The organism is Glycomyces terrestris (assembly GCF_003933745.1).
GTDB classification, from domain to species: Bacteria; Actinomycetota; Actinomycetes; order Mycobacteriales; family Micromonosporaceae; genus Glycomyces; species Glycomyces terrestris.
This window is the reverse complement of record NZ_RSEB01000003.1, coordinates 820,301-842,277: the sequence shown is the minus strand read 5'-3', so window position 1 is coordinate 842,277 and position 21,977 is coordinate 820,301. Positions and strand designations below refer to the sequence as shown.

The window sequence follows — 21,977 nt, the reverse complement described above, 5'->3', positions numbered from 1 at the left end:
ATCGTATCCACGCAGCGGGACGTGCGCGCGCGGTCGGGCGCGGCGGTGACGCGCGACCCGGACCAGTCGGTACTTTTCGGGTGAGGCTCTAGGCTGTGGGGATGCAGTACTACGAATCCGTCCTCGGCCTCATCGGCGACACCCCGCTGGTGAAGCTGGGCGCCGTCACCGACGGCGCGCCGGCGACCGTCCTGGCCAAGGTCGAGTATCTGAACCCGGGCGGGTCCATCAAGGACCGGATCGCCCAGCGCATGATCGACGAGGCCGAGGCGTCGGGGGCGCTGCGGCCGGGCGGCACGATCGTGGAGCCGACGTCGGGGAACACCGGTGTGGGCCTGGCGATGGTGGCGCAGCAGCGCGGCTACAAGTGCGTGTTCGTGTGCCCGGACAAGGTGTCCGAGGACAAGCGGAACGTGCTGAAGGCGTACGGCGCGGAGGTCGTGGTGTGCCCGACGGCGGTGGACCCGGAGGACCCGCGCTCGTACTACAAGGTGTCGGACCGGCTCATCGACGAGATCGAGGGCGCGTGGAAGCCGGACCAGTACTCGAACCCGGCGAACCCGGCGTCGCACTACGCGCAGACGGGCCCGGAGATCTGGGAGCAGACCGACGGGCGGATCACGCACCTGGTGGCGGGGGTCGGCACGGGCGGGACGATCACCGGGATCGGCCGGTACCTCAAGGAGGTGTCGGGCGGGCGGGTGCAGGTCGTGGGCGCGGACCCGGAGGGGTCGGTGTACTCGGGCGGCACGGGCCGGCCGTACCTGGTCGAGGGCGTGGGCGAGGACTTCTGGCCGGCGAACTACGACCGGGGGCTGGCCGACCGGATCGTGGAGGTCACCGACGCGGAGTCGTTCGCGATGACGCGGCGCCTGGCCCGCGAGGAGGGCCTGCTCGTGGGCGGGTCGGCGGGGATGGCCGTGGTGGGCGCGGTGGCGGTCGCGAAGGAGGCGTCGCCCGAGGACGTGATCGTGGTGATCCTGCCGGACGGCGGCCGGGGCTACCTGTCGAAGATCTTCAACGACTCGTGGATGACCGAGTACGGGTTCCTGGGGGCGTCCGGCGAGACGACCGTGGGCGAGGTGCTGGCAGGCAAGGACGGGGACCTCCCGGAGCTCGTGCACGTGCACCCGCAGGACACGGTGCGCGAGGCGATCGACATCATGCGGCAGTTCGGGGTGAGCCAGATGCCGGTGCTCAAGGCGGAGCCGCCGGTGACGTCGGGCGAGGTCGCGGGCGCGGTCGCCGAGCGGGACCTGATGGACGCGCTGTTCGGGGGGAAGGCGACGCTGCACGACCCGATCGAGCGGCACATCGGGGAGCCGCTGCCGACGATCGGCTCGGGCGAGCAGGTGGAGCGGGCGGTGGCCGCGCTCCAGGACCGGGACGCGCTCATGGTGTTCGCCGAGGGCAAGCCGGTCGGGGTGGTGACCCGGCAGGACCTGCTGAGCTACGTGGAGCGCTGATTCCGGCGTTCCGTTGACGGGCGCGCCGCCTCCCCCTAATATAAGTAGCAACTTATACAAGGAGGCGACATGCCCGATCCTCAGAACCCGATCGAGGCCGCCGGACTGGTGGCCCGCGAGATCCGCTCCGGCGAGCGCGGGGGCGCCGCGACGAAGGTGCTCGTCGCGCGCCGCCGCTACCGCGCCGACCAGGCCGACGTGTGGGACGCGCTCACCAGCGCCGAGCGGCTGCCGCGCTGGTTCCTGCCGGTGGCCGGCGACCTCGAGGTCGGCGGCCGGTACCAGTTCGACGGCAACGCCGGCGGGCTCGTCGAGCGCTGCGACGCCCCCGACTCCCTGGCGGTGACCTGGGAGTTCGGCGGCCAGGTGTCGTGGCTGGAGGTGAACCTGAGCAAGGCCGAGGGCGGGACCGTCCTCGAGCTCGTGCACGAGGCGCCGGTCGACCCGGAGATGTGGCGCCAGTACGGGCCGGGCGCGGTCGGCATCGGCTGGGACGGCAGCCTGTACGGCCTCGGCGTCTACCTCGAGACCGGGACGCCGCTCGACGGCGCGGAGTTCGAGGCGTGGATGACCGGCCCGGGCGGGATCGAGTTCGCGCGCGCCACCGGCGGCGACTGGGCGAAGGCCGCGGTCGCGGCCGGCGATGACCCGGCGGCGGCCGACGCGGCCCTCGAAGCGGTCGTGGCGTTCTACACCGTCGCGCCGCCGGAGGAGCCGGAGGCGTGAGCGACGCCGTCTTCGACGCGCTCGGCGACCCGGTGCGCCGCCGGATCATGGAGCTCCTCGCCGAGGGCGAGGCGTCCGCCGGCACGGTGTCCGCGATCCTGAAGGAGCTGCCCGCGGGCGGCCGGGGGCGCGGCGGCCTCTCGCAGCCGGCGGTCTCCCAGCACCTCAAGGCGCTCCGGGAGGCCGGCCTGGTGTCGGTGCGGGCGGAGGGGACGCGGCGGATCTACGCCGTCGACGAGGCCGGGCTCGCGGCGGTGCGGGCGTGGCTGGCGCGCTTCGAGGACGCGTTCGCCGGGCCGCTCGGGGCCCTGGAGACCGAGCTCGCGCGCGGGAAGCGCGAGCGGCGGCTGCGCGGCGGGGCCCGCGAGGAGCGGCGGGGGCGCGGGGCGGCGTAGGCGCACGGCGAACGGTAAGGAGTCCGACTCGTTCGGTTGCGGGGCTTGCGGAAGCGGCCCGCAATCCGGGCGAGTCGGATTTTTCTGCGGGCCGGGCCCTTGACAACGGCCGCGCCGGCCGACACGATGAAGGAGATACATTTAGGAATCTTTAAATATATGGAGGTCCCTTGCGACGCCTACGCACCGCGGCGGTCATCGCCGCCGCCACCCTCGCCGCGGCGGGCGCCGCCGCGATCCCGGTCGCCTTCGCCGGGAGCGCCTCGGCCGTCGCCGCCTGCGAAGGCGCGCCCTGGCGGTCCAGCGCCGTGTACGTCGGCGGCGACCGCGTCAGCCACCAGGACCGCGAGTACCGCGCCAAGTGGTGGACCACCGGCGAGACCCCCGGCACCACCGGCCAGTGGGGCGTCTGGGAGGACCTCGGCGCCTGCGACGGCGCCGAGCCGCCCACCAGCGAGGAGCCGACCGGCGGCCCCGGCCAGGGCGGCAACCACCTCACCGGCTACTGGCACAACTTCGACAACGGCTCCGGCGTCATGGAGCTGAGCGCCGTCCCCGCGACGTACGACATCATCGCCGTGGCCTTCGCCGAGTCCACCGCCACGCCCGGCCAGGTCGACTTCGCCCTCGACTCCAGCCTCACGAACGCCGGGTACACCGAGGCCGAGTTCAAGGCCGACATCGACGCGATCCAGGCCCAGGGCCGCAAGGTCGTCGTCTCGGTCGGCGGCGAGCGCGGGAACGTCACGATCAACAGCGCGGCCACCTCGGCGGCGTTCGCGGACTCCGTGGTCGCCCTCATGACCGAGTTCGGCTTCGACGGCGTCGACATCGACCTCGAGCACGGCATCGACGCCGGCGCGATCGAGACCGCGCTCCGCTCCATCGACTCGCGGCGGCCCGGCTTCACCTACACGATGGCGCCGCAGACGATCGACTTCCAGTCCACCTCGGCCGGGTACTACCGGCTCGCCGTGAACACCAAGGACCTCCTCACCATCGTCAACATGCAGTACTACAACTCCGGCACGATGCTCGGCTGCGACGGGAAGGTGTACGCCCAGGGCGACATCGACTTCCTCACCGCCCAGGCGTGCATCCAGCTCCAGGCCGGGCTCGCCCCGAGCCAGGTCGGCCTCGGCCTCCCGGCCGTGCCGAGCGCCGCGGGCTCGGGCTACGTGAACCCGACGATGGTCAACGACGCGATCACCTGCCTGGAGACGCGCCAGCGATGCGGCGACTTCGTCCCGTCGCAGGCCTACCCGGGGATCGGCGGGGCCATGACCTGGTCGATCAACTGGGACCGCACGAACGGCTACCACTTCGCGAACACCGTCGGCGGCTGATCCGCTCCCCCTCCCGCGGCAGGACCGGCCCCGCTCGTCGAGCGGGGCCGGTCCTCGCGTCCGCGGTGGGTCAGTAGCGGGGCGGCTTGCGGCCCGCGACGGGCCGGTCGGTGGTGCGGCGCTGGAGGGTCGAGAGGTGCTCGTCGGCGCGCAGCTCCTCGTCGGTGGGGACCATGACGACGGTGAAGACGAGGAACAGCAGCACGACCGCGGTGAGGGTCGCCATCGGGAAGACCAGGTCGGCGGCCTCGACGCCGCTCGGCTCGGCCGCGGCGGCGCCGTCGGTGCGGACGCCGAACATCGCGGTGTAGTGCATGAGGTTCACCGCGAGCGCCATGACGGCCGCGGCCAGCCACATCGTGGAGGCGCGCTGGAGCCGCCACGAGAGCCACAGCGCGGTGGTCGCGGCGGCGATCGCGATCGCGACGGAGGCGGCCACGGACCCGCGGCCGTAGGCGAGGTCGACGTCGGCGCTGACGGCGGCCATGCCGGTGTAGTGCATGGCGGCCACGCCGAGGCCGGTGAGCGTCCCGGCGGCCGCGAGCCGGGCCGGCGAGTAGCGGCCCAGGCCGATCGCGAAGAGGCCGCAGGCGACGACGGCGACGGCGATCAGGGCGCTGAGCGCGGTCGTCCAGGGGTCGTAGAGGAGGCGCGCGTCGCGGACGGCGAAGCCGAGCATCGCGACGAAGTGCATGACCCAGATGCCGGTGCCGCCGATGGCGAACGCGGCGAGCAGGAGCCACAGCGCGCGGCGGGCGGGCCGGGCGTGGCGGCGGGCGTGCTTCGCGAGGAGGAGGCCGAGGGCCGAGCCGGTCATCGAGACGAGGAACGCGACGGGAAGGGTCGCGTACCCGTGGGAGAAGTGTTCGATCATCGTGCTTCCGAGGGGGTACCGATCGGTAGGGGGGAGCTGATCGTAACTCCGGAAAGGACCTTGCATGGGACGCCGGAAATCGCACGGATGCGCGGTTTCGCCTGGCTTGCAGGCGTTCCGGCGCCGTACGAACCGGGCCGAATCCGCACATGGCCGACACGGGCGGTCCGCGGAATGCGCCGTGCGGCGCGGAGAAATGGCCGTCCGCACCGAACCGGACAACCGTTGTGAGGCGCCGCAAAGTGCTCGCATGGCAACGGGCGCAACAGGAGCGGCCGCCGACCTCCAGGGGTCGGCGGCCGCTGCGGCGGCGGCGCCGCTGCGTGACGGTGCTACGTGGCGCTGCTACGTGACGGTGAGGTGCCGGCGGCGGCCCACGGTGAGGACCGGCTGGCGGGTGGCCTCGTAGAAGTCGTTGCCCTTGTCGTCGACGACGATGAACGCCGGGAAGTCCTCGACCTCGATCTTCCAGACGGCCTCCATGCCGAGCTCGGGGTACTCCAGGACCTCCATGGCCTTGATGTTCTCCTGCGCGAGCTTCGCGGCGGGCCCGCCGATCGAGCCGAGGTAGAAGCCGCCGTGCGCCTTGCACGCGTCGGTGACGCGCTGCGAGCGGTTCCCCTTGGCGAGCATGACGAACGAGCCGCCCGCGGCCTGGAACTGGTCGACGTAGGAGTCCATGCGCCCGGCCGTGGTGGGCCCGAAGGACCCGGAGGCGTAGCCCTCGGGGGTCTTCGCGGGGCCGGCGTAGTAGACGGCGTGGTCCTTGAGGTACTGCGGCATCGGCTCGCCCGCGTCGAGGCGCTCCTTGATCTTGGCGTGCGCGATGTCGCGGGCGACGACGAGCGTCCCGGTCAGGGACACGCGGGTCTTCACCGGGTACCGGGAGAGCTCGGCGCGGATCTCGGACATCGGCCGGTTCAGGTCGATGCGGACCACGTCGTCCTCGAGGTCGTCCTCGCGGACCTCCGGCACGTACCGGCTCGGGTCGCGCTCGAGCTGCTCCAGGAACACGCCCTCGGCCGTGATCTTGGCCATGGCCTGGCGGTCGGCCGAGCAGGACACGGCGATCGCGACGGGCAGGGACGCGCCGTGGCGCGGGAGCCGGACCACGCGCACGTCGTGGCAGAAGTACTTGCCGCCGAACTGGGCGCCGATCCCGAACTGGCGGGTGAGTTCGAGGACCTCCTGCTCGAGGGCGAGGTCGCGGAAGCCGTGCCCGGACGGGGAGCCCTCGGTCGGCAGCGCGTCGAGGTACTTGGTGGAGGCGTACTTCGCGGTCTTGAGCGCGTACTCGGCGCTGGTGCCGCCGATGACGATCGCCAGGTGGTAGGGCGGGCACGCGGCGGTGCCGATCTGGCGGAGCTTCTCCTCCAGGAAGCGCATCATCGCGTTCGGGTTGAGGATCGCCTTCGTCTCCTGGAACAGGAACGACTTGTTCGCCGAGCCGCCGCCCTTGGCGATGAACTGGAACTTGTACGCGTCGCCGCCGTCGGCGTACAGGTCGATCTGCGCGGGCAGGTTCGAGCCGGTGTTCTTCTCGTCCCACATCGTCAGCGGGGCCATCTGGCTGTAGCGCAGGTTGAGGTCGCGGTAGGCCTGCCACACGCCGCGCGAGAGGTGCTCGGCGTCGCGCCCGTCGGTGAGGACGTGCTGCCCGCGCTTGCCCATGACGATCGCGGTGCCGGTGTCCTGGCACATGGGCAGGACCATGCCGGAGGCGATGTTCGCGTTCTTGAGCAGGTCCATCGCCACGAACCGGTCGTTGCCGCTGGCCTCGGGGTCGTCGAGGATCGAGCGGAGCTGGGCGAGGTGCGCGGGGCGCAGGAAGTGCGAGATGTCCTTCACCGCTTCGGCGGCGAGCTGCGTGAGGACCTCGGGCTCCACGGTGAGGAACCGCCGTCCGGCGGCCTCGACCGTGCTCACCCCGTCCGTCGTGAGCAGGCGGTACTCGGTGGTGTCCGGGCCGATGGGAAGCAGGTCCGTGTAGTGGAACTCCGATGTCACGCGTTCAAACTTAGCGCGGCCGCCTGCGCGGTCCGGGCGCGGCGCGGGCCCGCCGCGAACGGGACGCGGGCGCCGTTTCGGTGCGGTGTCGGGCTGCGGGCTGTCGCACCCGGCAGGTAGCGTCACACCCAGGCGGAGCGGCCCCGGCCGCACCGCCTGTAAGCAGGTACGATTGCCAGGTTGCCCACTGGGCAGCGCGCAAGTGATTCCTCCTGCTGCGGAGAGACCGCAGCCGATTGAGACCGAAGGAGGTGGATCGATCTTGCGTCACTATGAACTCATGGTGATCCTCGAACCGAACATCGAGGAGGCACAGGTCGGCCCGACGCTGGAGAAGTTCCTCAAGGGCGTCAAGGACGCCGGAGGGGCCGTCGACAAGATCGACGTCTGGGGCCGTCGCCGTCTGGCATACGAGATCAACAAGAGCAACGAGGGCGTCTACGCCGTCGTCGACCTGCAGTCCGAGCCCGGTCCCGTCGCTGAGATGGACCGCCAGCTGCGGCTCAACGAGTCGGTGCTGCGGACCAAGGTGCTGCGACCGGAGCTTCGGTAACCCGACCCTGCAACTGCGAGACCGTCAAGGAGATAGGTCATGGCAGGAGAGACAGTCATCACGGTTATCGGCAACCTCGTCGACGACCCCGAGCTGCGTTACACGCCGTCCGGTGCCGCCGTCGCGAAGTTCCGTATCGCATCGACCCCGCGCACGTTCGACCGCGAGTCGAACCAGTGGAAGGACGGTGAGGCCCTGTTCCTCACCTGCAGCGTCTGGCGCCAGTACGCCGAGAACGTCGCCGAGTCGCTTTCACGCGGTACCCGCGTGATCGTGCAGGGCCGGCTCAAGCAGCGCAGCTACGAGACCCGCGAGGGCGAGAAGCGCACTGTGTTCGAGCTCGACGTCGAGGAAGTGGGCCCCGCGCTGCGGTTCTCCACCGCGAAGCTCAACCGGTCCGGCTCGTCCGGCGGCGGAGGCGGCGGCGGTCGCTCCTTCGGGGGCGGCGGCGGTGCCGGCGCCGGCGGTTCGATGCCCGACGACCCTTGGGCCTCGGCAGCCCCGGCCGGCGGCGGCGCCGGATCCGGCGGCTTCGACGAGGACCCGCCGTTCTAACCGGAGCCCGCCCTCGCCGGCGGCATCCGGAACACGATCTCGAGTAAGAGGCAAGACAACTCATGGCGAACCCGAAATCGGCTCCCCTGCGGAAGCCGAAGAAGAAGCCCAACCCGCTTGAAAAAGAGGGCATCACCTACGTCGACTACAAGGACACGGCGCTGCTGCGGAAGTTCATCTCCGACCGCGGCAAGATCCGTGCCCGCCGTGTGACCGGCGTGACCACCCAGCAGCAGCGCCAGATCGCCGCGGCCGTCAAGAACGCCCGCGAGATGGCCCTGCTCCCGTACACCAGCCAGACCCGCTAAGGAAGGAGCGCAACATGAAGATCATCCTGACTCATGAGGTGCCCAACCTCGGTTCGGCCGGCGACGTCGTCGAGGTCAAGCCCGGCTACGGCCGGAACTACCTGCTGCCGCAGGGCCTCGCGATCGCGTGGACCAAGGGCGGTCAGAAGGAGGTCGACGCGATCCAGCGCGCGCGTGCCTCCCGCCAGATCCACGACCTCGACAAGGCCCGCTCGGTGGCGGACCAGCTGAAGCAGACGGACGCCCACATCGTCGCCCGCACCGGCGACGGCGACCGCCTGTTCGGCTCCATCACCGCGGCCGACATCGTCAAGGCCGTCGACGAGGCCGGCGGCCCGAAGATCGACCGCCGCCGCGTCGAGCTCGCCTCGACCATCAAGTCGGTCGGCACCTACGACGTCACGGTCAAGCTGCACCCGGAGGTGACCGCGAAGTTCAAGCTCCAGGTCACCCCGGCCAAGCGCCGCAAGAAGTAGGCACGGCACGTCGAAGGCCCGCGACCTCCCCGGTCGCGGGCCTTCGTCATGTCCGTCCACACCTTCGAGTGAACCCGTCGCGCCCGACTCGCCGGTTTCGCCCCGCTTTGCCCACTCGTGTTCGAACCCCTTGCCGCCCTGCCCCTTCCACACCCGACCACCGCCGTCGCCCCCGTGTGGGAGGTTGGTGCTTTTCGACTCCTTGGTCTTTTCACCGGTTGTGGTGAAGGTGGGTTCGGGCGGGTACCCGGGGCCGCCCGTACGGCCGCCGCGCGGCGGCGCCGCGCCGGCGGCCCGTCCCGGCCAGTCCAGCCGCTCAGATCACCCAGCCGGCCGTCCGCAGGATCACCGTCACCAGGCCCGCCCCCAGGATCGCCGCGGCCGACCCCGCCACGCCGGCGCGCCATCCCGCGCGCGGGAGGCGCAGCAGGACGGCCACGAGGAGGCTCGCGGTGAGCGCCGAGAGCGTCCACGCCCAACCGCCCGAGACGGCCGCGCCAATGCGGTCGGCGAAGGAGCAGCCGGTCTCGGCGCACGTCGCGTCCACCGGCGGCTGCGACAGCACCCAGGTGAGGTAGACGAGCGCGGGCACCGCGTACCAGGCGAGCGTCACGAGCAGCGTGGGGGTGAACGCGCGCTCGCCCGGGCGGTCGTCGCCCTCGGGGTCGAGCCGGGGCCTGCGCTCGGGGCGCTGCGGAGCGGTCATGAGCCGGTCTCTCTTCTGATCCGTGCCGGGGTCGCCCCCCATGCTAGTGCCAAGTTGGCACGAACGGATTTTCATCCACAGGCAGTGGATGACGTCGCCGCAGCTCCGCACCATGAACGGAGCCTCGCTCACCTCTTTGTCCACAGGTTGTCCACAGGCCCGCCCCCGGTTATCCACAGGTTATCCACAGCCTTGTCCACAGGTTGTCCACAGGGGCGTTTGCAACCGTGCGCGGCGCGACATAGCGTCGTTGACACCGCCCTTCTGTCGTATGCGGGCGGTACTGTCTCCATGAACGCACGGTGACCGAGGGGGTGGACGGCATGACGGACGTGTCGACTGACGGCGTCTTCTCGCGCCGCGCCAACGGCACGAACGGGTCCTATTTCGACGCCCCGCCGGAGGACCCGTTCGGCGGCGGCGCCGCCCGCACCTACGAGCGCACCCCGCCCCAGGACCTCCAGGCCGAGATGTCGGTCCTCGGCGGCATGCTCATGAGCAAGGACGCGATCGCCGACGTCATCGAGGTCCTCGGCCCCGGCGACTTCTACAAGCCCTCCCACGGCATGATCTTCGACGCCGTCATCGAGAAGTTCGGCAACGGCGAGCCCGCCGACGCCGTCACGATCGCCGCGGCCCTCGCCGACACCGGCGACCTCGCCAAGATCGGCGGCGGCCCCTACCTCCACGACCTCCTCAACGCCGTGCCCACGGCCGCGAACGCCGGCTACTACGCGAAGATCGTGAAGGAGAAGGCGATCCTGCGCCGCCTCATCGAGGCCGGCACCAAGGTCGTCCAGTACGGCTACGGCGGCGGCCAGGGCGGGCGCGACATCGACGACCTCGTCGACCTCGCCCAGCAGGCCGTCTACGAGGTCACCGACAACCGCCAGAGCGAGGACTTCGCGGTCCTGTCCGACCTCCTCCAGCCCGCCATGGACGAGATCGAGGCGATCGGCGCCAACCAGGGCGTCATGACCGGCATCCCCACCGGCTTCGCCGACCTCGACCGGCTGCTGTCCGGCCTCCAGGCCGGCCAGCTCATCATCGTCGCTGGGCGTCCCGGTGCCGGAAAGTCAACGGCCGCAATGGACTTCATGCGGCACGCCTCGCTCCACCACCGCCACGCCGCGGCCCTGTTCTCCCTTGAGATGAGCAAGCTCGAGATCGTGATGCGCCTGCTCAGCGCGGAGACGCGCGTCCCGATGCACGTCCTGCGCTCGGGCGACCTCTCCGACGACGACTGGACCCGCCTGGCCAAGCGCATGGGCGACATCTCCGAGGCGCCGCTGTTCGTCGACGACACCGCGTCGATGACGATGATGGAGATCCGGGCCAAGGCCAGGCGCCTGAAGCAGCGCCACGACCTCAAGCTCATCGTCGTCGACTACCTCCAGCTCATGACCTCGCCGAAGAAGGTCGAGTCGCGCCAGCAGGAGGTCTCCGAGATCTCCCGCGGGCTCAAGCTCCTCGCGAAGGAGGTGCAGTGCCCAGTGATCGCGGTCGCCCAGCTCAACCGCGGACCGGAGCAGCGCACCGACAAGCGCCCGCAGCTGTCCGACCTCCGCGAGTCCGGCTCGCTGGAGCAGGACGCCGACGTCGTCATCCTCCTGCACCGCGAGGACTACTACGACAAGGAGTCGCCGCGCGCCGGCGAGGCCGACTTCATCGTCGCCAAGCACCGCAACGGCGCCACGGACACGATCACCGTGGCGGCCCAGCTGCACCTGTCGCGCTTCGTCGACATGGCCGTCTGACCGGCCGCGCGGTTCAGCGCCACCATTCGACGGCGAGCGAGGGACCGGGGCCGGTCTCGTGCTCGAGCTCGTCGACCGCCTCGTCGTCGAGCCCGGCGAACAGGGTGCCGTGGGCGGCGCCCGAGATCGCGTCGCGCAGCGGGAGCCACCAGCCGAGGAGCACCACCGGGTAGAGCAGGTACCCGAAGCGCGTCGAGGGCATGAGCAGGAACGCGGTCGAGAGCCCGGCGGCGCACCACAGGGCGGCCGACGCGGCGGACGCCGGGGGCCGCGTCCACAGCAGGACCGCGATCACGACGGCGGCGAGGCCCAGGAGCGCGGGGGCGATGAGGTCGCCGCCCGGCACGTGCTGCGCGATGAGGAACCCGGGCAGCGGGGACTGCGCGGGCGAGGTGACGACGCCGTGGCCGAGACCGAACGCGATGACGTTGTCGAAGAACCCGCGGGCGTCGACCAGGAGCACCGGGAGCATCGAGACGGCGACCGGGAGCGCGAAGCCGGCGAGGTAGGGGCGCAGGCCGCCCTTGCGCCACATGAGGAACGCGATGACGACGGCGGCGGGCCAGGCGAACAGCTTGAGGGCCGCGGCGGCGCCGACCGCGAGGCCGGCGGCGAGCGCGCGGTCGCGGTGGGCGAAGGCGAGCGCGAGGACGATGAGGGCGACGACGGGCATGTCGTCGCCGCCGGTCGCGAACGTCAACGCGCACACGGGGAACACGAACGTGGCCTGGAAGGCGCGCAGGAGCGGGCCCTTGCCGGCGCCGAGGTCGCCGGGGCGGCCGCGCAGGAGGTTGACGGCGGCGGCCGCGCAGGCGGCGGCGGTGAGCAGGAACCAGACGCGGGCGTCGGTCCACCAGTGCTCGCCGAAGGCGGCGGCGGGGAGGCCGAAGACGGCCATGCCGGGCTGGTACGGGTTGTAGCCGAGGAGGGGCTCGGGGAGGGCGGCGATGGCGTCGGCGTGCAGGTAGGGGCTGCCGGTGTCGAGGAGGCGGGCGCCGGAGGACTCGACGACGAGGACCTCTTCCTGGGCGCGGCCGGCGGTGCCGTTGGCGCGGTCGACGGCCATGAACGCCAAGGGCATCGCGGTGACGGCGACGGCCGCGCCGGCGGCGACGAAGGCGCGCCCGCGCCAGACCGCGCCGGTCTGGGTGAGGAGCACGGCGGCGCAGATCGCGGCCGGCAGGTAGCCGCCGAACGCGACGGCGCCCCACTGGGCGTGCGGTTCGAGGGTGGTCCACAGCGCGGTGGCGCCCGCGAAGAGCGCGGCGACGGCGTAGAAGGTGAGGTCGATGAAGATCGGACGGTTCGACACCCGCCCAGCGTACGGGGACGGGTCTCGCGCCGCTGGACGGCAGGCACCGGCCCTCGCGGGGCCGGGATCGCGGGCCCCCGGTTGTTAAGGGTGCCACGGTGGTCCGACATCGGTGCGGGTTGGTTCGAACGCAGGCTCGTGCGCTGTCCTGGCGGGTTCGGTGGGCCCCCGGTCGCAAGAGTGCCAGCGGGGTCCGACAGTTTCGGGTTGCCGAGGCGGCGTTCGGCGGTGGTGGGGCGGGGCCGCGACGGGGTTCAGCGGAGGGGGATGCGGGCCCAGACTTCCTGGGTGCCGTCGCCGAGGGTGCGGGCGCCCCAGTCGCTGGACAGTTTGGACACTATGAACATGCCGCGTCCGTGGGCGGAGTCGAGGTTGACCGCGCAGACGTGCGGGTGGGTGCGGGAGCCGCCGTCGATGACGCGGACCTCGACGTCGGCGGGGCCGAGCACGTACGTGACGCAGACCTCGTTGCCGGGGAGCGGGCGGGCGTGGCGGACGGCGTTGGAGACGAGCTCGGTCGCGCACACGAGGAGGTCGTCGCGGGCCTCGTCGGGGAGGTCGGGGAGGGCGTCGCGGAGCCACCGGCGGACCTGGCTGGGGGCCCCGGACTGGTGGGGGACGCGCAGCCGCTCTGGCGCCGGTATCGCAGCTGGCATCGCGGTCCCCTTCCCTACTCGGTTCCGGTCGGAGCTATACAGCAACCTACCTTTTCGAATGGCGCGACGCCAGCATTACCGGCGGACCCTGAGTCCGTCTTGGGCCGGTTCGGGGGTCAGCCGGTGAGGGTCTGCCGGATGGCGGCCGGGCGGTCGGTGAAGATCAGGTCGACCTCCAGGCCGGCCATGCGGTGCGCGGTGTCGGCGTCGTTGACGGTCCAGGTGTACACCTCGTACCCGGCCTCGTGGCTGCGTTCGACGAATTCGGGGGTCGAATCGATGTAGTCGACGCGGGAGCTGAGGACCTGGACGCCCTCCGGGGGGCGCCGGAAGGGGTATTCGAAGATCCAGACCAGGGGTGTGCTGGTGTCGAGGCCGCGCCAGGTCTTGAGCGCGGCGCGCGAGAACGACATGACCGTGACGTCGAGGCCGGGCCAGCGCCGGAGGGTCTCCCAGAGCCGCAGTTCGAGCCGGGGCCCGAACTTGCAGGGGTGCTTGGCCTCGATGAGGAGCTTGATGTCCTTGCCGGAGTCGACGACGAGGGAGAAGAGGTCCTCGATCGTGGGGATGCGCTCGGCTTCGGGGTTGCCGGCGCAGGCGGGGTAGCGGTGGGCGAAGTCGAACGCCCGCAGCTGGGCGAGTGTGAGGTCTGCCACGGCGCCTTTGCCGTTGGAGGTGCGCTTGACGGTGCGGTCGTGGTGGAGGACGAGGTGCCCGTCGGCGGTGAGGCGGATGTCGAACTCGAACGCGTCGGCGCCCTCCACGATCGCCTGCCGGAACGCGGCGATGGAGTGCTCCGGGAGGTATTCGTTCGCGCCGCGGTGGGCGGCGATCAGCGGCTGGGACACCCCTCGACGATAGTCGCTCGGTACGACGTCCGTGCCGCACAGCGGTGTCCGGTTCGCGTGGCGGCGGTGAACACGTCCGGTTCGGCGTGAACGGGCGGTGTCCGGCTCGGGATCGGGTGGTGGCGGTCCGGGGGCTGGTGCCGCAGAGCGGCTCGGCCTGGTGGTAAGCGGTGAGGGCACGGCCTCGACGGCCGCCCCCGCCGGCAGGTTCCGGAGCCGTCAGCGCTCGGGATCGGTGGTGGCGGGGAGCGGGTCCCGGAGCCGTCCCTGGCTCGGGATTGGGTGGTGGCGGGTGACGGGTGGGAGGATGGGGTCGTGCATTACGAGGAGGGGGCCTACCGGGACCTGGGGTGGGCGAAGATCGACGTCGGGCGGCCGGCCCGGACGGGGACGGCCGAGGCCGTGTATGCGGCGGGGAAGACCCCGGAGCAGGTCGTGGGCGCGCTGAAGGCCCTGCGCGAGGCGCACCCGGGCCGGGTGGCGGTCGCGACCCGCTGCGACGCGGCGTGCGAGGCGGCCGTGCGGGAGGCGTTCGGCGCCGAGGTCCTGGTCGAGGCGGGCGTGTGCGCGGTCGGGGAGTTCCCGGCCCCGGAGGCCGGGCCGCTCGCGGTCGTGTGCGCCGGGACCTCGGACCTGCCGGTGGCGCGCGAAGCCGAGATCACGGCCCGCGCGAACGGCATCGACGCCCGCCTGACCGCCGACGTGGGGGTGGCCGGACTCCACCGGCTCCTCGACAAGCTGCCTGAGCTGCGGGAGGCGGCGTGCGTGATCGTCGTGGCGGGCATGGACGGGGCGCTGCCGAGCGTCCTGGCCGGGCTCGTCGCCGCGCCGGTGGTGGCGGTGCCGACCTCGGTCGGGTACGGGGCCGCGTTCGGCGGGCTCGCGCCGCTGCTGACGATGCTGAACTCCTGCTCACCGGGGGTGACCGTGGTGAACATCGACAACGGCTTCGGGGCGGCGATGGCCGCGGCCCGGATCCTGAACGTGAAAGCGGAACGATGACGATCGCGTGGCTCGACTGCTCGGCGGGCGCCAGCGGCGACATGGTCCTCGGCGCCCTCGCCGACGCGGGCGTGCCCCTCGAAGTGATGCAGGCGGCCGTCGACACCCTCGACACCGAGCCGATCCGGTTGCGCGCCAAGCGGACCGCGCGCCACGGCCTGGCGGGGACGAAGGTCGACGTCGAGGTGCCGGAGTCGCGGCATGACCGCCGCTGGCGGTCGATCCGCGCCATGCTCGAGGGCGCCGACCTCGACGAGGCCGCTCGGGCGCTCGCGCTGGGGGCGTTCTCGCGGCTGGCGGCGGCCGAGGCCGCGGCGCACGGCATCGACGAGGAGGAGGTGCACTTCCACGAGGTGGGGGCGCTCGACTCGATCGCCGACATCGTGGGCGCGGCCGCGGGCCTGGCCTCGCTGGGCGTCACGCGCCTGACCGCGTCCACGGTGACCGTCGGCGGCGGCACCACGCGCGGCTCGCACGGGTCGATCCCGCTGCCGGCCCCGGCGGTGCTGCGGGTGCTCGCCGACGCGGGCGCGCCCGTGGTGGGCGCGGTGCCGTACGAAGCGTGCACGCCGACCGGCGCGGCGATCATCGCAGCCGCAGCTGACGCGTACGGGCCCCTGCCGGAGATGGTCGTGGAGCGCGTCGGCGTCGGCGCGGGCGGACGCGACCCGCAGGAGCGGGCGAACCTGCTGCGGCTCGTCATCGGCCACGAGGTCGCGGCCCCGAAGCGGTCGGGCCACGTCCACCGCAGCTCCGGCGAGGCGGCCGGGCACGGCCATGCGCATGATCACGGGCACGCCGAGGAGCACAACCACTCGCACGGGTCCGACCACGGCGAGAGACACGGGCACGCAGATGGGCCCGACCACAGCGAGGAGCACGGCCACCCGCACGGGCCCGAGCAGGCGGAAGGCCGGGCGCACACCCGGGACCACCACCACCAAGACCTCCCTCACGATCACCAACACCCCGAACACCGAGCGCACGATCTCCACCAAGACCACAGCGACGTCCACACTGGGCCCGGACCCCAAGGCCACCATCACGACCACCACCCCGAGCATCGAGCGCACGACCACCGCCAAGACCACAACGACGACCACGCCGAACCGGGACCCCAAGGCCGCCAACACCACTCGAACTCCGGCCACCAGCACGGCCCTCACCAGGACCACCACCATGCCGGTCCCGCATCGGAGACCGGGCCGCGGCAGGGCGGCCGTCCGGTGGTCATCGAGACGAACGTCGACGACCTCGACCCGCGGCTGTGGCCCTCGGCCCTCGCCGCGCTCCTCGACGCGGGGGCCTCGGACGCGTGGCTCACCCCGATCCTCATGAAGAAGGGCCGCCCCGCGCACACGGTCCACGTCCTGTGCCGGGCCGAGGCGGTCGACGCGGTGCGGTCGGCGCTGGTGCGGCACACGACCACGATCGGCATGCGCTCCTACGAGATCGACAAGTACGCGCTCGAACGCCGCTACACGCGGGTCGATGTGGACGGTCAGGCGGTCGGGGTGAAGATCGCACTGGAGCACGGCGAGATCGTGAACGCCTCGGTCGAGTACGAGGACGCCGCGGCCGCCGCGGCCGTGCTCGGGCGGCCGCTCAAAGTGGTCGTAGCGCAGGCCACGGCCCTTGCGGCGCAGGAGTATCCGCGTTGACGCGTCCATGGGGCCGGGGCGATATCCTGCCCGCATGATCGATTTCGAGAACGGTTCGGTTTTCAAGCTCAAGCAGTCCGACGACCCCGGCTTCCGCGACGAGGTCCAGCCCCTGCTGGTCGACGGCGAGGAGGTCGTCCTGACGTACGAGGGCGTCCGCGACTTCATCGTGTTCACGAACAAGCGCGTCATCGCCGTCAACGTCCAGGGCATCACCGGACGCAAGAAGGACTACGCCTCCTTGCCGTTCAACAAGATCCAGGCGTTCTCGATCGAGACCGACGGCCTGGCCGACAACGACGGCGAGCTGGACCTGTGGTTCAGCGGCCTCGGCAAGGTCCGGTTCGAGTTCAAGGAGAACGTCGACCTGCCCGCCATCGCCAAGCACATCGCCGCCAGCTCCCTCTGACGCCCGTGACGACGTGAGCGGCGGCGCCGGTCCGGACCCCGTGGTGCCTACGGAATCGGCCGGACCGGCGCCGCCTGCCCTGGTGCCGCGGCGGGGCGGGGGTCGGCGGCTACTCCTGGTGCCCGCCCGCGCCGCTCGCTCCCGGTGGGGAGCCGCCTGTCAGCCGTGGGAGTGCGCCGGCGCGGGGACCGCGCCGATCTCCTCGCCCTCGCCGAGGACCACGAACTGGCCCATCATCCCCGTGTCCTCGTGGGCGAGGATGTGGCAGTGGTACATGTACGGCAGGTTCGGGTCGGTGTAGTCGGCGAACCGCATGGCCAGCCGGTACTTGCGCTTCGGCACGAGCTGCACGGTGTCCTTCCAGCCGCGCAGGCGCTCCGGCGGCTCGTCGCCGTCGACGGAGACGACCTGGAACTGGACGTCGTGCACGTGGAAGTTGTGCATGTAGCCGTCCGCGTTGCTCACCTCCCACACCTCGACGGTGCCTTCGCGCACGCCGAAGTCGATGCGGCCCGCGTCCATCGACTCGCCGTTGATCTGGCTGAAGCCCGAGAGGGAGAACGAGCGCTCCTCGACGGCGTCGGCCGGGTCGAGGTCGGGCGCGGCGCCCATCGCCTCGGGGATCGCGGTGTCGTCGGCCAGGGTGCCGGCGGCCCGGAACTCGATGATGTCGAGCAGGTCCTCGGCGCCGTTGACGCGCCCGAGCGGGCCCTCGTAGCCCTCGTCGGCCGGGTGGGAGCGGAGCACGGCGGTCTCGCCGGGCTCGAACGCGACCACGATCTCGACCCGCTCGCCCGGGGAGAGCTGGATCCGGTCGGTCTCCCACGCGGAGGGGAGGAGGCCGCCGTCGGTGGCGACGAGGGAGAACGGGCGGCCGTCGGCGAACCCGAAGTTGTAGAGGCGCGAGACGGAGCCGTTGAGCAGGCGCAGCCGCACGAGGCGGGTCGTGACGTCGAAGTAGGGGCCGAGGGTCCCGTTGACCATGATGTGGTCGCCGAGGACGCCCTGCATGCTCATGAACGGGCTCTTGTCGTCGAACTGGTTGTCGTCGTGGAACTTCCGGTCCTGGACGATGAGGGGCACGTCGTCGACGCCGTACGTCTTGGGGAGCGGGAGCGCCTCGGACTCCTCGTCGTCGACGATGAACATCCCGGCGAGGCCGCGGTAGACGTGGTTCCCGGTGCGCCCGTGCGGGTGCGGGTGGTACCAGAGGGTCGCCGCCGGCTGATTGATAGTCCACTGGGGAGTCCAGTCGCCGCCGGGCTCGACCTCCTGGTGGGGCCCGCCGTCCATGACCGCGGGCAGGTGCATGCCGTGCCAGTGGAGGGAGGTGCCCTCGTCGAGCCCGTTGTACACCGAGAACGCGACCTCCTGGCCGCGCTTGGCGCGGATGGTCGGGCCCAGGAAGTTCCCGTTGATCCCCCAGGTCGCGGTCTCGCGGCCGGCCTTGAGGGGGGTCGTCCCGGCCTTGATCTCCAGGTTGAAGACGCGCGCGCCCGAGGGGTCCTCCTCGGCCTCGGCGAGCGGGGGGATCGCGAGGGGGGTGTCGAAGTCGACCTTGCCGGCGGTGTCGGTCTTCGCGTCGGCCCACAGGTAGCCGACGGTCCCGACGCCGCCGAGGGCGATCGCGCCCACGCCGCCGCCGACACCGATGAGGGTCCACTTCAGTGCTCTACGCCGCTTCATGGACGCAATGGTCGTTCCCGGGCCGCGCCGCGGCATCGGGCCGGAGAAGGCATTGCGCGTACACCCCCAGGGCTACGCGCGGACCCGGCGTCAACCCCCGGTTGCGGTGCCGCCGGGGCCGGGAGCACCCGGGCGCGCCGATTCGGCGGGCGCGGGGCGGGTCTACTCCTCGGTGAGGTAGCCGCGGAGGTGGGCGGCGTTCACGGCGGCGGCGCGGCCGGCGACCTCGAGCTTCGCCATGGCCCGCGAGAGGTGCACGCTCACGGTCTTCTCCGAGATGAACAGCTCGGCGCCGATCTGCCGGTTCGTCAGGCCGCGCGCCACCAGGCGCAGCACCGCGAGCTCCCTGGGCGTCAACGGGGTCGAGGACGGCATCGCCGTGTCGAGGCGGGCCCGCTCGGCGAGCGCGCACAGCTCCTCGCGCAGCGGCTGCGCGCCGAGCGCGATCGCGGTGCGCTTGGCCGCGACCAGGACCTCGGCGGCCTGCGCGCGGGCGTCGGCGCCGGGGGCGGCGAGGAGCGCCTCGGCCAGGCGCCAGCGCGCGTACGCCTGCCGGTAGGGCTCGGCCCAGTCGCGGGCGGGCGCGACGGGGATCGCGCCGGTCTCGGCGGCGTCGAGCCGCGCGGGCGCTGTCGGCGGGGCCGCCGCGGTCTCGGCGCGGTCGGCGGCGCCGCGGTAGTCGAAGGCGTCGGCGGCGCGCCGCCACAGGGCCGGGTCGCCGTCGCCGTCGAGGCGGGAGGCCTCGGCTTCGAGCTGGGCGGCCCAGGCGAGGCCTTCGGGGCCGAGCGTGCCGGAGAGCGGCTGGCCGTGTTCGAGGAAGTAGCGGCCGCGTTCGGCGAGGCGCTCGCCGGCGGCGACGGCGTCCTTCGCTCCGGCGGTGTCGCCGTCGCGGCGGCGCCGGTGGGCGAGGTCGGCGGCGGCGCCGATGCCGGCGGCGCACACGGACACGCCCGCGAGGTGGTAGCCCTTCATGCCGGCCATCCACTCGGTGGCGCGCTCGACGCGGCGGAGCGCGTCGGCGGGGCGGCCGCGCCAGCGGTCGAGCTCGGCGCCGCAGAGGGCGGTGAGGGCGAGGACCTGGCCGTCGATCTGCCAGCGGTCGGCGAGGTAGTCGAGGCGGCGGTCGGCGGTCTCGAAGCGGCCGCGGGCGACGTCGACGAGGAGGACGGCGGCGGCGAGGCGGGTGAGGACGACGCCGGGCATGACGCTGGAGGCGATCTCGCCGTTCGCGTCGACCTCGTCCCAGCGGCCGAGCATGTAGTTGCAGATGACCTGGCGGACGGCGATCTCGAGGCCGAAGGCGCTCCACTTGTCGCCGGTGCACAGGGCGCGCTCCATGCCGCGGTCGAAGTGCGCCAGGGCCTCGGCGAGGCGGGCGTGCTCGACCAGGACCAGGCCCATGTTGAAGTGGGCGCGCAGTTCGACCTCGTACCAGCCGAGGCCGCGCACGAGGTCGAGGGCCTCCTCGCTGCGGGCGATGGTGTCGTCGGTGGAGAGGCCGCCGAAGCGGAACGCGGCCATGCTCATGGTGAGGATCGCGTCGGCCTTCGCGGCGCGGGCGCCGCCGTGCTCGTCCTCGGCGCCGGAGTCGATGACGGCGTCGGCGGTCGCGATCGCCTGGGCGGCCCACTCGGAGGCCTCCTTGTGGCGGCGGTTGGACCAGGTGGCGCGGGCGACGACGGCCTGCGCCCAGGCCTTGACGGCGCGGGGCTCCTCGTCCTTGACGAGTTCCCATGCCTCCCAGGCGACCTTGTAGGCCTCGGCTTCGTTGCCCTCGACGGTGAGGAGGTGCTTGGCGTACTTGCGGCGCGCGGAGGCGCCGGCGACGCGGTCGCCGGCGGCGTCGGCCAGGCGGACGGCGGCGGCGGAGTACGACTGGGCGCGCTTGACCTCGCCGGAGGCTTCGGCGCCGATCGCGGCCCGGAGGGTGAGGCGCAGTTCGGTGACGCCTTCGGGGCGCTGGGCCTCGGGGACGCGCTCGAACAGGGACAGGGCCCGTTCGAGGTGGAGGAGGGCTTCGGCGGGGGCGGCGAGTTCGAAGGCCTCGTCGGCGGCGCGCACGGACGCGGTGAGGGCGCAGCGGAGGTCGCCGGACTCGTAGGCGTGGTGGGCGAGCTCGGCCGCGGCGCCCTTGCCGTCGTCGCCGGCGAGGGACTCGGCGATCTTCTGGTGGTAGCGGATGCGTTCGCCGGGAAGGAGGTCGGAGTAGACGGCCTCGCCGAGGAGGGCGTGGCGGAACGCGTACGTGTCGGCGCTCTTCTGCGCGATGATGCCGTGCGAGATGGCGGCGCGCAGGGCCTCGTCGAGTTCGCGCTCGTGGCGCAGGCCGGTCTCGTCGAGCATCGACCAGGCGGCGGCGTTCAGGCGGGCGTACGTGAAGCGGCGGCCGAGGACGGAGGCGAGGCGGACGACGCCGCGGGCGGCGTCGGGGAGGCGTTCGAGGCGGGCGAGGAGGACTTCGGCGAGTTCGAACGTGACGGTGTGGGTCTCGGCGGCGGCGAGCTCCTCGGCGAGGAACGCGTTCCCCTCGGAGGCCGCGGCGATCTTGGAGACGGAGACCTCGTCGAGGCCGGCGTTGAGCTCGCGCACGAAGTCGGCGGCGTGCTGGGAGTCGAACGGGTCGATCTGGAGGCGCTGGACGGCGGGGAGTCGCACGAGCTCGGCGAGGAGGGGCCGCAGGGGGTGGCCGCGGTGGACGGCGTCGGCGCGGTAGGAACCGAGGATGAGGAGGCGCTGGCCGGTGAGGCGGGAGGTGAGGAAGGCGAGGAGGTCGCGGCTGGAGCGGTCGGCCCAGTGGAGGTCTTCGAGGGTGAGGACGACGGTGCGGGTGGCCGAGAGGTCGGCGAGCGCGGCGTGGAAGGCCTCGAAGAGGCCGAGGCGGCCCAGGTCGCCGTCGGCCGTGCCGGGGTGGCCGGGGAGGAGGGGCCGCAGGCCGGGGTGGGCGGCGACGAGGTCGGGCTCGTCGCGGGCGAGGGCGCCGACGATCTCGGCGAAGGGGAGGTAGGGGAGGGCCGAGTCGGCCGTGTCGAGGCAGTGGCCGGTGACGGTGAGGACACCGTCACCGGCGCTGTCGTTGAACTCGTGGAGGAGCCTGGTCTTGCCGACTCCGGCGTCCCCGGAGACGAGGACGGTGGCCGGCCTGCCGTTCGCCGCGTCCGCGAGCGCGTCGCGCAGCGCGGCGAGCTCGGCGTCGCGGGCGAAGAGCGGGAGGTCGGAACCTAGGCGCGGCATGTC

Annotated in this window: 20 protein-coding genes; 12 read left to right on the top strand and 8 right to left on the bottom strand. The window is 72.3% G+C overall.

The genetic code is table 11. The annotated features are described in order from the left end of the window. Window positions 1-101: 101 nt before the first annotated feature. The 4 genes from EIW28_RS13870 to EIW28_RS13855 all read left to right on the top strand — a co-directional run bounded on the left by EIW28_RS13870 (window position 102) and on the right by EIW28_RS13855 (window position 3,933). Window positions 102-1,466, top strand: coding sequence for a cystathionine beta-synthase (locus EIW28_RS13870; RefSeq protein ID WP_125248264.1), 1,365 nt, complete (start codon window positions 102-104; stop codon window positions 1,464-1,466). A gap of 69 nt (window positions 1,467-1,535) precedes the next feature. After that, a complete protein-coding gene (locus EIW28_RS13865) occupies window positions 1,536-2,192 on the top strand; it encodes an SRPBCC family protein (RefSeq protein ID WP_125248263.1) in 657 nt (218 codons plus the stop codon). Window positions 2,193-2,239: 47 nt separating this feature from the next. Beyond that, window positions 2,240-2,587 carry an ArsR/SmtB family transcription factor gene (locus EIW28_RS13860; RefSeq protein WP_197717268.1) on the top strand — a complete coding sequence of 116 codons (348 nt, stop codon included), beginning with the start codon at window positions 2,240-2,242 and terminating at the stop codon, window positions 2,585-2,587. Between the two features lie 170 nt (window positions 2,588-2,757). Further along, window positions 2,758-3,933: a glycosyl hydrolase family 18 protein gene (locus tag EIW28_RS13855; protein ID WP_125248261.1), complete on the top strand. Its 1,176-nt coding sequence runs from the start codon at window positions 2,758-2,760 to the stop codon at window positions 3,931-3,933. A gap of 70 nt (window positions 3,934-4,003) precedes the next feature. On the opposite strand, the gene EIW28_RS13850 is transcribed toward EIW28_RS13855, so the two are convergent. Then, entirely contained in the window at window positions 4,004-4,807 is an 804-nt protein-coding gene (locus EIW28_RS13850) for an MHYT domain-containing protein (protein ID WP_125248260.1), read from the bottom strand. 345 nt (window positions 4,808-5,152) lie between these two features. Then, window positions 5,153-6,814 (bottom strand): fumarate hydratase, encoded by a 1,662-nt coding sequence (locus tag EIW28_RS13845; RefSeq protein WP_125248259.1) that lies wholly within the window; start codon window positions 6,812-6,814, stop codon window positions 5,153-5,155. Window positions 6,815-7,076: 262 nt separating this feature from the next. On the opposite strand from EIW28_RS13845, the gene rpsF reads away from it, so the two are divergent. From rpsF to rplI, 4 genes are all read left to right on the top strand, one after another. Further along, complete coding sequence (rpsF, locus tag EIW28_RS13840; protein ID WP_106362735.1) at window positions 7,077-7,367, top strand: 30S ribosomal protein S6; 291 nt, start codon at window positions 7,077-7,079, stop codon at window positions 7,365-7,367. A gap of 39 nt (window positions 7,368-7,406) precedes the next feature. After that, the gene (locus EIW28_RS13835; protein WP_125248258.1) at window positions 7,407-7,922 is read left to right on the top strand and encodes a single-stranded DNA-binding protein; all 516 of its coding nucleotides are present in this window, start codon (window positions 7,407-7,409) and stop codon (window positions 7,920-7,922) included. A gap of 62 nt (window positions 7,923-7,984) precedes the next feature. Continuing rightward, complete coding sequence (gene rpsR, locus EIW28_RS13830; RefSeq protein WP_106362737.1) at window positions 7,985-8,230, top strand: 30S ribosomal protein S18; 246 nt, start codon at window positions 7,985-7,987, stop codon at window positions 8,228-8,230. A gap of 14 nt (window positions 8,231-8,244) precedes the next feature. Then, entirely contained in the window at window positions 8,245-8,706 is a 462-nt protein-coding gene (gene rplI / locus EIW28_RS13825; protein ID WP_106362738.1) for a 50S ribosomal protein L9, read from the top strand. A gap of 316 nt (window positions 8,707-9,022) precedes the next feature. Here rplI and EIW28_RS13820 read toward each other — a convergent pair whose 3' ends face one another. Then, on the bottom strand, window positions 9,023-9,412 hold the full coding sequence (locus EIW28_RS13820; RefSeq protein WP_125248257.1) for a hypothetical protein: 390 nt from the start codon (window positions 9,410-9,412) through the stop codon (window positions 9,023-9,025). Window positions 9,413-9,735: 323 nt separating this feature from the next. Here EIW28_RS13820 and dnaB point away from each other — a divergent pair, with 323 nt between their 5' ends. Further along, the gene (gene dnaB, locus EIW28_RS13815) at window positions 9,736-11,169 is read left to right on the top strand and encodes a replicative DNA helicase (protein WP_125248370.1); all 1,434 of its coding nucleotides are present in this window, start codon (window positions 9,736-9,738) and stop codon (window positions 11,167-11,169) included. A 13-nt stretch (window positions 11,170-11,182) separates the two neighbouring features. On the opposite strand, the gene EIW28_RS13810 is transcribed toward dnaB, so the two are convergent. The 3 genes from EIW28_RS13810 to EIW28_RS13800 form a co-directional block, all read right to left on the bottom strand. Further along, the gene (locus EIW28_RS13810; protein WP_125248256.1) at window positions 11,183-12,481 is read right to left on the bottom strand and encodes a glycosyltransferase 87 family protein; all 1,299 of its coding nucleotides are present in this window, start codon (window positions 12,479-12,481) and stop codon (window positions 11,183-11,185) included. Window positions 12,482-12,735: 254 nt separating this feature from the next. Further along, complete coding sequence (locus tag EIW28_RS13805) at window positions 12,736-13,137, bottom strand: ATP-binding protein (RefSeq protein ID WP_125248255.1); 402 nt, start codon at window positions 13,135-13,137, stop codon at window positions 12,736-12,738. Between the two features lie 116 nt (window positions 13,138-13,253). Then, a complete protein-coding gene (locus EIW28_RS13800) occupies window positions 13,254-13,985 on the bottom strand; it encodes a glycerophosphodiester phosphodiesterase (RefSeq protein WP_158630403.1) in 732 nt (243 codons plus the stop codon). Window positions 13,986-14,300: 315 nt separating this feature from the next. On the opposite strand from EIW28_RS13800, the gene larB reads away from it, so the two are divergent. Genes larB through EIW28_RS13785 form a run of 3 tightly spaced genes read left to right on the top strand, consistent with a single transcriptional unit; the run spans window position 14,301 to window position 17,057 of the window. Beyond that, window positions 14,301-14,987 carry a nickel pincer cofactor biosynthesis protein LarB gene (gene larB / locus EIW28_RS13795; protein WP_232013977.1) on the top strand — a complete coding sequence of 229 codons (687 nt, stop codon included), beginning with the start codon at window positions 14,301-14,303 and terminating at the stop codon, window positions 14,985-14,987. Then, on the top strand, window positions 14,984-16,648 hold the full coding sequence (gene larC / locus EIW28_RS13790; protein WP_125248252.1) for a nickel pincer cofactor biosynthesis protein LarC: 1,665 nt from the start codon (window positions 14,984-14,986) through the stop codon (window positions 16,646-16,648). The genes larB and larC overlap by 4 nt, the downstream gene beginning before the upstream one ends. A 34-nt stretch (window positions 16,649-16,682) precedes the next feature. Continuing rightward, window positions 16,683-17,057, top strand: a complete 375-nt coding sequence (locus EIW28_RS13785; protein ID WP_125248251.1) for a PH domain-containing protein — start codon at window positions 16,683-16,685, stop codon at window positions 17,055-17,057. A 159-nt stretch (window positions 17,058-17,216) separates the two neighbouring features. Here the strand turns inward: EIW28_RS13785 and EIW28_RS13780 are convergent, their stop codons facing one another. Both EIW28_RS13780 and EIW28_RS25405 read right to left on the bottom strand, forming a co-directional pair. Further along, entirely contained in the window at window positions 17,217-18,743 is a 1,527-nt protein-coding gene (locus EIW28_RS13780) for a multicopper oxidase family protein (protein WP_125248250.1), read from the bottom strand. 162 nt (window positions 18,744-18,905) lie between these two features. Next, a complete protein-coding gene (locus EIW28_RS25405; RefSeq protein ID WP_158630402.1) occupies window positions 18,906-21,974 on the bottom strand; it encodes a helix-turn-helix transcriptional regulator in 3,069 nt (1,022 codons plus the stop codon). Window positions 21,975-21,977: the final 3 nt, after the last annotated feature.

Coding starts and splice junctions, on each gene's coding strand:
- EIW28_RS13860 (WP_197717268.1), top strand. CDS start 2,240: ATGGAGCTCCTCGCCGAGGGCGAGGCGTCCGCCGGCACGGTGTCCGCG.
- EIW28_RS25405 (WP_158630402.1), bottom strand. CDS start 21,974: ATGCCGCGCCTAGGTTCCGACCTCCCGCTCTTCGCCCGCGACGCCGAG.
- EIW28_RS13780 (WP_125248250.1), bottom strand. CDS start 18,743: ATGAAGCGGCGTAGAGCACTGAAGTGGACCCTCATCGGTGTCGGCGGC.
- EIW28_RS13865 (WP_125248263.1), top strand. CDS start 1,536: ATGCCCGATCCTCAGAACCCGATCGAGGCCGCCGGACTGGTGGCCCGC.
- EIW28_RS13805 (WP_125248255.1), bottom strand. CDS start 13,137: ATGCCAGCTGCGATACCGGCGCCAGAGCGGCTGCGCGTCCCCCACCAG.
- EIW28_RS13850 (WP_125248260.1), bottom strand. CDS start 4,807: ATGATCGAACACTTCTCCCACGGGTACGCGACCCTTCCCGTCGCGTTC.
- EIW28_RS13785 (WP_125248251.1), top strand. CDS start 16,683: ATGATCGATTTCGAGAACGGTTCGGTTTTCAAGCTCAAGCAGTCCGAC.
- EIW28_RS13835 (WP_125248258.1), top strand. CDS start 7,407: ATGGCAGGAGAGACAGTCATCACGGTTATCGGCAACCTCGTCGACGAC.
- rpsR (WP_106362737.1), top strand. CDS start 7,985: ATGGCGAACCCGAAATCGGCTCCCCTGCGGAAGCCGAAGAAGAAGCCC.
- rplI (WP_106362738.1), top strand. CDS start 8,245: ATGAAGATCATCCTGACTCATGAGGTGCCCAACCTCGGTTCGGCCGGC.
- dnaB (WP_125248370.1), top strand. CDS start 9,736: ATGACGGACGTGTCGACTGACGGCGTCTTCTCGCGCCGCGCCAACGGC.
- EIW28_RS13870 (WP_125248264.1), top strand. CDS start 102: ATGCAGTACTACGAATCCGTCCTCGGCCTCATCGGCGACACCCCGCTG.
- larC (WP_125248252.1), top strand. CDS start 14,984: ATGACGATCGCGTGGCTCGACTGCTCGGCGGGCGCCAGCGGCGACATG.
- EIW28_RS13820 (WP_125248257.1), bottom strand. CDS start 9,412: ATGACCGCTCCGCAGCGCCCCGAGCGCAGGCCCCGGCTCGACCCCGAG.